At 42.0% G+C, this 12,523-nt stretch carries 8 protein-coding genes; 7 read left to right on the top strand and 1 reads right to left on the bottom strand.

Annotation, left to right across the window (positions count from 1 at the left end; genetic code table 11):
• The first annotated feature begins 214 nt into the window (after window positions 1-214).
• The 4 genes from typA (at window position 215) to sppA (ending at window position 7,373) form a co-directional block, all read left to right on the top strand.
• Window positions 215-2,041 (top strand): translational GTPase TypA, encoded by a 1,827-nt coding sequence (gene typA / locus BUQ87_RS09390; protein ID WP_038261864.1) that lies wholly within the window; start codon window positions 215-217, stop codon window positions 2,039-2,041.
• Between the two features lie 870 nt (window positions 2,042-2,911).
• On the top strand, window positions 2,912-3,919 hold the full coding sequence (locus tag BUQ87_RS09385) for a dihydroorotate dehydrogenase-like protein (protein WP_038261861.1): 1,008 nt from the start codon (window positions 2,912-2,914) through the stop codon (window positions 3,917-3,919).
• A 191-nt stretch (window positions 3,920-4,110) separates the two neighbouring features.
• A complete protein-coding gene (locus BUQ87_RS09380) occupies window positions 4,111-5,409 on the top strand; it encodes an S-layer homology domain-containing protein (protein WP_038261858.1) in 1,299 nt (432 codons plus the stop codon).
• 158 nt (window positions 5,410-5,567) lie between these two features.
• Window positions 5,568-7,373, top strand: coding sequence for a signal peptide peptidase SppA (gene sppA, locus BUQ87_RS09375; protein ID WP_038261855.1), 1,806 nt, complete (start codon window positions 5,568-5,570; stop codon window positions 7,371-7,373).
• A gap of 49 nt (window positions 7,374-7,422) precedes the next feature.
• Here the strand turns inward: sppA and yugI are convergent, their stop codons facing one another.
• Window positions 7,423-7,836 (bottom strand): S1 domain-containing post-transcriptional regulator GSP13, encoded by a 414-nt coding sequence (gene yugI, locus BUQ87_RS09370; protein WP_038261853.1) that lies wholly within the window; start codon window positions 7,834-7,836, stop codon window positions 7,423-7,425.
• 577 nt (window positions 7,837-8,413) lie between these two features.
• On the opposite strand from yugI, the gene BUQ87_RS09365 reads away from it, so the two are divergent.
• The 3 genes from BUQ87_RS09365 to BUQ87_RS09355 all read left to right on the top strand — a co-directional run bounded on the left by BUQ87_RS09365 (window position 8,414) and on the right by BUQ87_RS09355 (window position 12,105).
• On the top strand, window positions 8,414-9,376 hold the full coding sequence (locus BUQ87_RS09365) for a TAXI family TRAP transporter solute-binding subunit (protein WP_038261850.1): 963 nt from the start codon (window positions 8,414-8,416) through the stop codon (window positions 9,374-9,376).
• An 80-nt stretch (window positions 9,377-9,456) separates the two neighbouring features.
• On the top strand, window positions 9,457-9,951 hold the full coding sequence (locus BUQ87_RS09360; protein WP_159434310.1) for a DUF1850 domain-containing protein: 495 nt from the start codon (window positions 9,457-9,459) through the stop codon (window positions 9,949-9,951).
• 60 nt (window positions 9,952-10,011) lie between these two features.
• Entirely contained in the window at window positions 10,012-12,105 is a 2,094-nt protein-coding gene (locus BUQ87_RS09355) for a TRAP transporter permease (protein ID WP_242943823.1), read from the top strand.
• The last annotated feature ends 418 nt before the right edge of the window (window positions 12,106-12,523 follow it).

The raw sequence follows: 12,523 nt of genomic DNA, 5'->3' as shown, positions 1-12,523 counted from the left end.
CTTTATTGCATCGGGATTTTATATGTGAAAATATTTATTTTTAATGAATAACATAAATTTAATTTGATTCCCTTATGTTTTAGGTGTAAAATAGTATAGTGGCTCAAAAAAAGAGAACGGATTAAAAGCTCGAACCCGCTTCATAGCTGGGTTTCGCAGGTTGAGATATATATTTCAAAGAAAACTTGATAATTTAAAAAGGAATGGTAAACTTATGCAAAAGAGAAAAGGAATAATAAACGTGGCCGTAATAGCCCACGTAGATGCTGGAAAGTCGACTCTTGTAGATGCATTCTTGTCTCAAAGTGGAGTATTCAGGGAGAACCAAGAAGTAGTTGACTGCGTAATGGACAGCAATGACATAGAGAGAGAAAGAGGAATAACGATATACTCTAAAAACTGTGCCATAAGCTACAACGGAACTAAAATAAACATAGTGGACACGCCAGGTCACTCTGACTTCTCATCTGAAGTTGAGAGGGTTATAAAGACTGTCGACACGGCTATACTTCTTGTAGACTCGAGCGAGGGCCCAATGCCTCAGACTAGATTCGTGCTTAAGAAGTCTCTTGAAATGGGAATAAAGCCTATACTTTTCATAAACAAGATAGACAAGAAAGACCAAAGGGCGGAGGAAGTAGTGGACATGGTTCTTGACCTTTTCATAGAACTTGACGCCACTGACGAGCAGCTTGACTTCCCTATCATATTCGGTGTGGCTAAGGAAGGAATAGCAAAACGTGCCATGGAAGATGAGAGCACAGACCTTTCGCCGCTTTTCGAAACTATAATAAACCACGTTCAGGAATATCCTGACCTTGACGAAGAGCCTCTTCAAATGCAAATATCGGCTCTTGGATACGACGAGTATATAGGAAGACTTGGAGTGGGTAGAATATACAAGGGAAAAGTTAAGCAGGGTCAAACTGTTGCCGTGCACAAGAGAGACGGAAGCATAGAGAGAGGAAAAATAGCAAAACTTTTCACATATGAAGGACTAAGCCAAAATGCTTGCGATGAGGCAGTAAGCGGCGACATAGCAGTTATTTCGGGAATAAGCACAATATCAATAGGGGAGACTATAGGAAACAGCGAAGATACGCTAGAGCCTATGGAAATGATAAAGATAGAAGAGCCTACTCTTTCTATGAACTTCCTTGTAAACGACTCTCCACTGTGCGGAAAAAGCGGTAAGTTCATTACTACAAGACATATAAAGGACAGACTAGAAAAAGAGCTTGAAGTCAACGTTGGACTTAAAGTCGATCCTCTTGAAACTACTGACGGATACAAGGTTTCAGGAAGAGGGGAGCTTCACCTTTCTATACTTCTTGAGAATATGAGAAGAGAAGGATACGAAGTTTCTGTATCGAAGCCTCAGGTTCTTATGCACCATGAAGACGGAGTTCTTATGGAGCCTGTTGAAAGGGTTATAGCGAGCGTTCCAGACGAGCATTCTGGTACTGTAATATCAAAGCTTAACCTTAGAAAAGGTATGATGGAAGCTATGGGAACAGAAGAAGGATACACTAAAATGGAATTCGTAGTTCCTACAAGGGGACTTTTGGGATACAGAAGTGAATTCATAAACGATACAAGGGGAGAGGGAACTCTTGTAAGGTCTTTCGAAAGATTCGAGCCTCACAAGGGAGAGATTCCTCACAGAATCAACGGAGTTCTTATATCTCAGGAAAACGGAACGACAATGGCATATTCTCTTTACAACCTAAGTGACAGAGCTACTATGACGGTAAGCCCTGCTACAGAGGTTTACGAGGGAATGATAATCGGAATAAACAGCAGAAAAGAAGACATGACTGTAAACCCTTGCAAAAACAAAAAACTTACAAACACAAGAGCTTCAGGTTCGGACGATGCAATAAAGCTTGCCACTCCAAGAACATTCACTCTTGAAGAAGCGCTTGAGTTCATAGCTGACGACGAGCTTGTTGAAGTTACGCCTGACAGCATAAGACTTAGAAAGAAAGTCCTGAACGAGTCGGACAGAGTCAAATACAACAAAAAGAGAAACGTTCAGTAATAAATACAAAAATGAATCAAGGCCGATATTGAATTTTTTCAAAATCGGCCTTTTATTCTGTAGTTTCTTCTAAGCTATTCATATTTTGGTGGAATCACATCCTATCTTTTGAATTAGAAAGATCACTTTTTTCTCTTTCCGTAAGGTCTTGGTAAGGATTATATTCTATGGTGGAATCACATCCTATCCTTTTGAATTTGGGTAAATCAACTTTTCTCTTTCCGGAATGCCATCTATAAAACACTTATTCATTTTGGTGGAATCACATCCCCTTCTTTATGAATTAGAAAGATCACTTTTTTCTCTTTCCAGAATGTCTGTATGGTATTATGCCAGTTTTGGTGGAATCACATCCCCTTCTTTTGAATTAGAAAGATCACTTTTTTCTCTTTCTGAAATGTCTGTATGGCATTATGATTGTTTTGGTGGAATCAGTCCCTTCGGATGAATTTTCTAAGTCTTAGAAGTTAATTTGTTTTGTATTGTATTTATACCTAAGTGATATTTATTTAAACACAAAAATATAAAAAAAAATCAAAATATCATAAGTACCGGGGTTTTGGCGAACGTGTAAGCCTTGCAAAAGCCGGGGTTAAACAAAAAACAAAAAAGTCTGAATATTTTGGAATATCCAGGCTTTTTTGTGTACATTGCAGCCCGTTGCAAGTATTGGACCGGGCTTGCACCTTTTCGTTGAATCTATAAAATTAAATGATATTTGAATTTATTGCAGGTATGTGGTGTTAGCTTAAGAGACAAATGGGTAAAAAATAATCATATTTGAAAATATATTATATAAAAATATCTAAAAAAAGCGCTGCGCAGTGGCGAAGTGCAAAGGGGAATAATTTTGACGAGGAGGAATATGGAATGAAGAGGCTTAAGACCAGTTTCATGGGGATACACCTTAAAACTCCTATAGTAATAGGGGCCAGCAATCTTTCATCAAATATAGAAACTATGAAGAGGCTTGAAAAGGCCGGGGCTGCTGCTATAGTATACAAGTCTGTATTTGAAGAGCAGATACAGCTCGAGAAGATGGAGCTTGAAGAGGATCTGGAGGCTTTCAACGAAAGACATGCGGAGATGATAACAACTCATCCCCAGCTGGAGCACGCTGGGATAAAAGAGCATCTTTTAAACATCAAAAAGCTCAAGCAAAATCTCGAAATACCTGTTATAGCAAGTCTTAACGCCGTATACGAGGAGTCGTGGGTTGAATATGCCAAAAAGCTTGAAGAGATTGGCGTAGACGGGCTCGAGCTCAATTTCTACTCCGTACCAAGGAGCTTGGACGAGACTGGGGAGTCAATAGAAAAGGCCCAGCTGGACATACTTTCAAAGATAAAAAGGGAAGTCTCGATTCCGGTGTCTGTAAAGCTAAGTCCTTTTTATTCAAATGTCATGAACGTAGTATCTAAAATGGACAATATGGGGGCTAATGGATTCGTGCTTTTTAACAGGCTTTTCGAGCCGGATATAGATGTGAAGAATGAGAAAAACACTCTCACACTCAATTTCAGCAATCGGGAAGACATGAAGCTTCCCCTGAGATATGCCGGACTTTTGGAAGGGAAGATAAGAGCTGACATATGCTCTTCCACTGGAATAATGAGCGGCGAGGATGTAATAAAGATGCTGCTTGCAGGAGCAAATTGCGTACAGATAGTAAGTGCAGTATACAAGCATAACGTAGGCCATGTGGAGAAGATGATAGAGGACATTATAAGGTGGATGGAAGGCAAGGGATACGAAAAAATAGAGGATTTCAGAGGAAAGCTTTCAAAGGGGAATCTAAAAGACCCTTATGCATATGAAAGGGCTCAGTATGTGGACTTTTTAATGAGGCCGTATGAAGCCAAGGAGCCTGTCAGATAGAGGCAGGGTAAATTTAAAACTTCTGCAGGATTTGAATTTTCAGTCCCGCCGCATATGCGGCGGGACTTTTATATTTTACTCTGATTGTCCGAAAAGAGAAAGGCCGGGTAAAGCTGAAATTGAAGTGTGGATATACAAAAAGGGTATAAGGATATTACTGAATATTAAAATTTTGAGGGCGGGGTGAAGTTATGAAAAAAATCGTCTCATTCATATTGTCGGGAATAGTGATTGCGGCGTCTATGTTTTACACTGTTTCAAGCGCAGCTGAAATACAGGCCCAGTACTATATAATGAACCACGACAAGGATGCCTGGGGAATACTTTCCCTCTACGCATCGGACAATGACGTTTCGGAATATGGATTTTCACAATCTGGGGATTCGACATATTCAAATGCCATGAGGCTAATGGCGCAAAAAGCCGTGGGCAGTGACGTATCGGCAATTGCGGCGAGCATAAGAGGAGCTCAGATGGAAAACGGTCAATTTGCAATGTATCCCGGCTCGGGTGAAAAAGGCGACCTGAAAGCGCATATATGGTCGATAATATCGCTTTACAGCGCATGGGACAACGGATATGACAAGTCGGCGGCTCTCAGGTGGCTCAAGACGAATCAAAACAGCGATGGAGGGTTTGCAGTGAATAAAGGGGAAAAATCCGATCTCAAAACAACGGCGCAGGCAATACTGGCGTTCAAGAGCCTCGGCATGGAATCTGAAGAAAGCGTCCAAAGGGCGCTTGGATTTTTAAGCCTTGGGCTTAAATCTGAAAAGGACTGCGAAACCCTCTCGTGGGCGCTTATGGCAAAGTCAAACCTTGGCCATAAGGACAAGGGGCTTTTGGACAGAATAAGGACATACAGGCTTTCAGACGGATCATTTTCAGACGGCAAAATCTCCGGAAAGCCGGATTATAAGGCCACAAGCATAGCTTTGGCGGCTGTGACGGACTATGAAAAGGAATATTCGGTATTCAAAAAGCTTCACAATGCAGACATGTTCAGCGATGTTAAAAGGAGCGATTCGCATTATCCGGCGGTAATGGAAATTGTAAACAGGGGAATAGCGTCGGGCTATCCGGACTATACTTTCAGGCCCCAAAACAAGGTCACAAGGGCCGAATTTTCAAAATTTCTAATATACGCAATGGAGTTTGAAGGCCAAATATCTAAAAAAACCACCCCTTTCAAGGATGTTAAGGAGCACTGGTCAAGCCCCGTAGTGAGCCTTGCCTATTCGAAAGGGCTGGTTTCGGGAATTGAAAAGGACATATTCGCTCCAGACCAGAATGTAACCGGAGCCCAGGTTATGACAATGCTGGTGAGGGCTAAGGGGCTTGAAGGCATAGCAGCAAGATTTTCGGGGGAGAAATGGTATGACGGTTATGTAAATGCCGCGCAGAGAAGAGGGCTTTTATACGAGGGGTTCGACCCTGATGAATATGCCACAAGAGCCCAGTGTGCGCAGGCGATAAGCAGATTGCATTAAACTTGGGAATTTAAAAAATAAGAAAGAATTAATATGGAATGGGTAATTTTTGTATTAGAATAGTATGGGTAAGCATTAGTAAGTATGTAAAAGCGGCTGCGGACTGGTATTGGATAAGCGTCGCATGAACAAAATTCAAACCAAAAGGAGAATGGTCTATGGCATCAAAAATTGCATCAGGATTAAAAAGATTCATAAAGGACATAGTAAAGAGGTTCTATACCCTTTTAGTCACATCAGCAGTAGTAGTGATAATCGCGGTAATAGCGTTTTGGGGAATAAAAGTTATTTCCTCGAACATAAAGACTATAGATCCGGGAACATACGTTGAGATTTCAATGCCTTCAGATCTGACTGAGAACCCGTACATGTATGTTGACGACTGGGCGGTTGAAAAGGATATTTCCATGTTCAATATGCTGTCTGCCATAAAGGCGGCGGGAACAGACCCGAATGTGGAAGGTCTAATACTGGACATGGACTCTCTGGGATTTTCAAGCCAGCATTATGATGAATTTGAAAAGGCAGTGGAGGAATACAAGACAAGCGGAAAGAAGATATATGCGTTTGGAAACGGGGCTTCCCAAAATTCATACAGAAATGCCCTTCTTGCAGACAGCATAGTTATGACGCCGTCTCAGTCGGCAAGCTTTAATATAACAGGATACTACGCCTCGTACTCATACTACAAGACACTTTTTGACAAATGGGGTGTGAGCTATACCGTTGTAAACACAGGACCATACAAGACGTATGGAGAAAGCTATGTGAGGGATTCGATATCAGACCAGCAAAGAGAGCAGGTGCTTGAGGTCTATGAAAGCAGACTTAAAAACTTCATAGAAGACGTGTCTGAAAAGAGAGGGATAGAAAAGGAAAGGGTTCAGCAGATGGTGGACAGCGGGGAGATATACCTCATAAGCCCGATAGAGGCGAAGGAAAAAGGGCTTATAGACAATCTTGACTACCGTGAGAGCTTTATTGAAAGCCTTGCGAAAGGCGATGAGAAACCGCCTGTAATAGGAATCGAGAAATACGTTTCGACCAACTACGCTGAAAGCCATATGAAAAATCCGGCATCGGACAAGATAGCGGTAATATATGCCGAAGGGGGAATATACATGAGCGACATAAACCCTTCGATAATAGACAAGGAGCCTTCGATAATACCATCCAGGATATGCGCCCAGATAGAAGCGGCTGCCAAAGACGATGAAGTAAAGGGCATAGTGCTGAGGGTCAACTCGCCGGGAGGATCGGCCCTTGCATCTGAAATAATACACGAGAGCATACAAAGGGCAAAAGAGAAAAAGCCTGTATACGTATCTATGGGGCAGGTTGCGGCATCAGGAGGGTATTACATGTCAGCTCCAGCCGACAAGATATTTGCAGGAGAAGATACGGTTACAGGATCCATCGGTGTTGTTGCAGTAATACCGAGTGTTGAAGGGCTTTTCGAAAAGATAGGAATAAACCAGGATACAATATCAAGGGGGGAGAACGCATCAGTATTCGACATCTCAAAGGACATGAGCGAAAGCGAAAAAAACGCGCTTCAGGCAAACATAGACAAGGTGTATGCGGAGTTTAAAAGCAGGGTGTCCACTGGAAGAGGGATTGAAATGGAGCAGGTTGAGAAGATTGCCGGAGGAAGAGTATGGACAGGAAGTCAGGCTCTTGAAAACGGCCTTGTGGACGAGCTGGGAGGCCTTGGCGATGCAATTCAGGCTCTTGCAGACCAGCTGAAGCTTGAGGAATACAGCGTGGAAGTCGCACAAAATGATGCGGGATACAAAAAAGCTGCATTTAAAATAAGGGAAAAGGCTGCAAAACTTGCGGGAATGGATCGAACTCATATCCCGGCTGAGCTTCAAAAGGTGCAGGAATTTTTGGACGAATATGACAGGCTTGAGGCTTGGAGCAAAAAACCTCTTATGCTGATGCCGGTTGAAATTGAAGATTAGACAAAAGAAAAAGCCTTCGCAGTATGCGAAGGCTTTTTCTTTTGTTTTATTACTTGTTGGATCTTTTGTTGATTGCAGCTTGTCTCTCGTTAGAGTCTTTAGACCACTGCTTAAGCATGTCTTCAAGCGTTCCTGGGTTTGAAGAAGCACGATTAGGCTGTGACGGCTGCGAAGGTCTTGCCGGTCTTGTAGGTCTTGGTTGGAATTCCGGTTTAGGACTTGGCTTTGCATCCTTTATTGAAAGAGAAATTCTCTTTGAATTCTCGTCAATAGAAAGGACTTTAACCTCTACCTCGTCGCCCACAGAAAGAGCTTCGTTTATATCCTTAAGGAATCCATGAGTAACCTGTGAAATATGAACAAGTCCCTGGGTATTGTCATCAAGAGCCACAAATGCTCCAAATGGTTTTATACCTGTAACTTTTCCCTTTACAACTTGTCCCACTGTAAATTTTTCAGACATTATAACACTCCCATTATTATTAAAATCTCTATATTATAATACCATATTAGGCTTCCATTTAACCATAAAAAAGGTTAAAAAATAGTAAAAAATAAATAATTCATGCGATAGAAGCTTTTTTTGAAAGTGAAAATGAATCACATTATCCTAGCTGAGATACAAAACAAGTGCGAAAAGTGAAGCTGGCAAATAAAAATATTGCATATAAATTTTTTTATACATAAAAAAATGAAAGGAGGATATGCGGGAAATGAAAAAACAAAACTGCATTCATTCGTTTTCGGGTAAGTGAAATACAAAAAGACAAGTACTGCAATTGTATTTTTGTATTTTTATGACGAGGGATACTTATTGGATACAATATTATGATTGGCTGAAAACCGCTGTTTACAATGTAGGTTGGAAAAAAAGTGTGTTGAAATGTGAAAATTGTATGCAAGTATTAAACATTTCAATTGAATAAAGTGGCGTTTGTGTGATAGAATATTGTTGTAATAAATACATAAGTTATTCGCAATTAAGCGATAAGTGAGAATATTTTGAAAATTCAAAAAAATAAAAGGAGGACAATGAAAAGATGAAAATTACAAAAAAAATCACGGCTATCATACTTGCACTTGTTGTAATAATGGCCGCTACGGTTGGATGTTCAGATGGAAAAAGGTTTTTCAACATAACCACTGGAGGAACAGGCGGAACGTACTACCCTGTTGGAGGAGCTCTTGCGGAAGTGCTTTCAAACAATGTTGAGAATCTTGCGGCGACGGCGCAGGCAGGAAACGCATCCGTTGCGAACTGCAACCTTATACTAAACCATGAGACTGAGTCTGCATTCGTTCAAAACAACGTTGCATACTGGGCTTACGAGGGAATAGGAAGCTTTGAAGGAAAGAAAGTGGAAAACGTAAGGGGAGTAGCGAGTCTGTACCCTGAGGCCATACAGCTTGTTGCGCTTAAGGATTCGGGAATAAATTCAGTAGAAGACCTTAAGGGAAAGAAAGTTTCAGTTGGGGAGCAGGGAAGCGGAGTTGACTTTGACGTTCAAAACATATTCAACGCTCACGGACTTACTTATGAAGATGTGCAAATAGACTACCTTTCATTCTCTGAGGCTGCTCAAAAGATAAAGGACAAGCAGATAGATGCGGCATTCGTTACAGCTGGATACCCGACATCGAGCATAATAGACATATCTCTTGCAAGGGAAATAAACATAGTCCCTATAGCTGAGGAAAAAATAGACAAAATGATTGAAAAATCACCTTACTACGCTAAGGCTGTAATCCCTGCGGGAACATACCAGGGACAGGATGCGGATATTGTAACTGCCACTACAATGGCGATGTGGGTTGTAGACGAGCAGGTTGACGAGGCTCTTGTATACGATGTTACCAAAGCTCTTTGGGAGAACAGGGACAGTCTTGAAGCGGCTCATGAAAAAGGAAAGAGCGTAACTATAGACACAGCTCTTGATGGAATGGCCATACCGCTGCACCCAGGTGCCGAAAAATACTACAAGGAACAGGGCCTTATAAAATAGGCGACTGTCCAGTCCAAGCAAAGGAGATGCCGGGTATTTTCAACAGGATGCCCGGCTTTTTTGTGAGGAAAAAACTCTTTATGATTTCAGCGCTTATAGTGCTGGTTTTGGCTGCATGCCCGGTCGACACTCTGGCGGTGAGGGGCTTTAAAAAAGGAGACATAAGGCATGTATCCAGGGTTTCAAACGGCGAACCCATAGTTTTTTCATATATACATTCGGTATCCAAAACGCCCATAGAGGAAACTCTTGAGGTTTCAAACGGAAAAATACGCCTTGTAAAGGTATCGTATACAGATCAGGGAGGAGCTGGGATGCCCGAATTTGAATGGGGGAGCGAGAAATTCAAGATCGAAGGCGGCAAGTTTGTGCTTGAAGGATTTCAAAGGGAGTTTAAGAGCATGAACATAACTGTTCAAAGGGCGTATGACGACAGGCTTGAAATAGGAGACGAAGCGATAGAACTCATACAAATAGCACGCGAAGGCGAGAACATAAGAGTATCCGTCGAAAGGACAATGCTGGCGGCATATTTGTTTGAAGAAATAGCATCCGGTTTAAAAGCGAACATATAATGAAGTTAATGGAGTTTGCCAAGAGGCAATCGACGACATCTTATCAAGGAGGTAATAGAGTTGAAAAGCAAAGACGAAGTACAAGAATTCAATTCTCAAGATCTTATGAGCATTGAAGCGGAAAATGTGGACATGGAAGCGATAAAGGCCATGGACAACGAATCAAACTACAGAAAACTAAAAGGAAAGGCGGGAATGCTCATAACGGCGATAGCGGTTTCAATGTCGCTTTTCCAGCTTTACACATCGGGTTTTGGGCTTTTGCAGGCAAGGCTTCAGCGTTCAATACACCTTGCATTTGCAATGGCGCTTATATTCCTGCTGTTCCCTGGATCGAAAAAATCACCTAAGGGAAAATTCACGGCAATTGACATGATTTGGGCTGCGGTGGGAGTCACAGTCAACATGTATATAGTCATAAACTTCCAGGCTCTTGCATATCGTGCGGGAAATCCTAATGGACTTGACATAATCATGGCGATACTTGCTGTAATAACTGTTCTTGAAGCTGGAAGAAGGGTTGTCGGAATAGACCTTCCTATACTTGGAATGATATTCATTGCATATGCATTTTTCGGAAGATACCTGCCATGGATATTCGCTCACAGGGGATATTCGATAAGCAGGATATCAGAATACATGTACCTCACTCTCGAAGGAATATACAGTACACCTCTTTCGGTTGCAGCGACATATGTGTTCCTGTTCGTACTGTTTGGAGTTTTGGCAAGCAAGACGGGGCTGGGACAGCTGTTCATAGACATAGCGCTTGCAATAGCAGGAAAGACTACCGGAGGACCTGCGAAGGTATCGGTAATATCAAGTGGACTTATGGGATCTATAAACGGAAGCTCAATAGCAAACACAGTTACAACTGGAGCATTCACAATACCTCTTATGAAAAACATGGGATACAAGGCGAGATTTGCAGGAGCGGTAGAGGCTGCGGCATCTACCGGAGGGCAGATAATGCCTCCTATAATGGGAGCGGCGGCATTCATAATGTCGGAGTTCCTTGGAATACCCTACACAAAGATAATAGTGGCAGCTGTAATACCAGCGGCGCTTTACTACCTTGCGGTTGGAACCATGGTACACCTTGAGGCGGCGAAGAACGACCTTAAGGGCCTTGAGAGGGTACCTCACCTTTTCAACCTGCTAAAGACAAGGGGATACCTTCTAATACCCCTGTTCATAATAATATGGCAGCTTGTAAACGGATACACACCTCTGAGCGCAGGTTTCTACGGATCGCTTTCGTCTATAGTCATATACCTTATAGAAAAGGTAATCGTGGACAAGTCAAGGTCAAACGGATACGATGGATCTGAATTTGCAGGAACGTGCAAGGCTTGGGGAAAAGACATACTTGAATGCCTTGAAGAGGGAGCTAAGGCTTCTCTTGGAGTTACCGCATCATGTGCGGCTGTAGGATTCATAGTTGGAACATGTACGCTTACAGGACTTGGACTTACATTTGCGGGAATGACAGTAAACCTTGCAGGCAACGTTGTAGCTGCGCTTTCCGCGATAGGGCTTGGATTTATGGATACTCCGGGAGTACTTTTGTTTTTCACTCTTTTCTTTACAATGCTTGCTTGTACAATACTTGGATCGGGAATACCTACAACAGCAACATATATAATACTTGCCATGATAGCTGCGCCTGCGCTTGAGAAGCTTGGAGTTACACCGCTTGCAGCTCACATGTTCGTGCTTTACTTCGGAGTCGTGGCGGACCTTACGCCTCCTGTCGCGCTGGCGGCATATGCGGGGGCCGGAATAGCGGGATCAAATCCTTTCTGGACAGGATTTACCGCGGTAAAACTTGCTCTTGCAGGATTCATAGTTCCGTATATATTCGTGTACAACCCTGAAATACTTATGCAGGAGCCTGTAGGAGCGCTTGTGCTGGTTCAGATAATAATAACATGCGTACTTGGAATACTTGCTCTTGGAGCAGGGGCTGAAGGATACCTGAGAACTAACACCAACATCGTTGAAAGAGTTCTTCTTTTCGTAGCCGCAATAATGCTTCTTATGGTTGGAATTAAGAGTGACCTTATGGGAGCAGCGATGCTTGCTCTTGTATTTGCAAGTCAGACCATGAGAAAAAAGAAAAGCATTCTAGAGGTTGAACAAAAGGCTGCATAAGCAATTGTTTGACAAGCTGAAAAAGAATAGTAGTTCTGCTTTGCGGACACTTCAAAATGAGAGCCCCTGATTACAAAATCAGGGGCTTTAATATTGCGGCAAAAATGCAGCCAACCGGAGACTAGTTGCGGGCTTATGGCTGCATTTTTGCCGGGTAGGACAAGGTGCATTATTGGAAAATATAAAAATTGACTATTAAAGAGAAATAAAGATTTTAAGATAGCAAAACAGAAAGATATTATTTAAAATAAAAATAAATACGTTAGAAAGCAATATTTGATAAAATAAGCCAAAATATGATATTATATATGTAGAGATATAAGCGGAAAGTGATAACTTTTCCCCAAAACATTTCGATTTTCTTTCGAATTACAACTTACCCCCAAAAGGTTAAATCCATACTTGCTCAGAAGTCATG

It is taken from the genome of Peptoclostridium litorale DSM 5388 (assembly GCF_900141635.1).
In the GTDB taxonomy this organism is placed as follows: Bacteria; Bacillota; Clostridia; order Peptostreptococcales; family Peptostreptococcaceae; genus Peptoclostridium; species Peptoclostridium litorale.
The sequence above is the reverse complement of the archived record's forward strand: the minus strand, read 5'-3'. Positions and strand labels throughout refer to the sequence as shown.

Coding starts and splice junctions, on each gene's coding strand:
- typA (WP_038261864.1), top strand. CDS start 215: ATGCAAAAGAGAAAAGGAATAATAAACGTGGCCGTAATAGCCCACGTA.
- BUQ87_RS09385 (WP_038261861.1), top strand. CDS start 2,912: ATGAAGAGGCTTAAGACCAGTTTCATGGGGATACACCTTAAAACTCCT.
- BUQ87_RS09380 (WP_038261858.1), top strand. CDS start 4,111: ATGAAAAAAATCGTCTCATTCATATTGTCGGGAATAGTGATTGCGGCG.
- sppA (WP_038261855.1), top strand. CDS start 5,568: ATGGCATCAAAAATTGCATCAGGATTAAAAAGATTCATAAAGGACATA.
- yugI (WP_038261853.1), bottom strand. CDS start 7,836: ATGTCTGAAAAATTTACAGTGGGACAAGTTGTAAAGGGAAAAGTTACA.
- BUQ87_RS09365 (WP_038261850.1), top strand. CDS start 8,414: ATGAAAATTACAAAAAAAATCACGGCTATCATACTTGCACTTGTTGTA.
- BUQ87_RS09360 (WP_159434310.1), top strand. CDS start 9,457: ATGATTTCAGCGCTTATAGTGCTGGTTTTGGCTGCATGCCCGGTCGAC.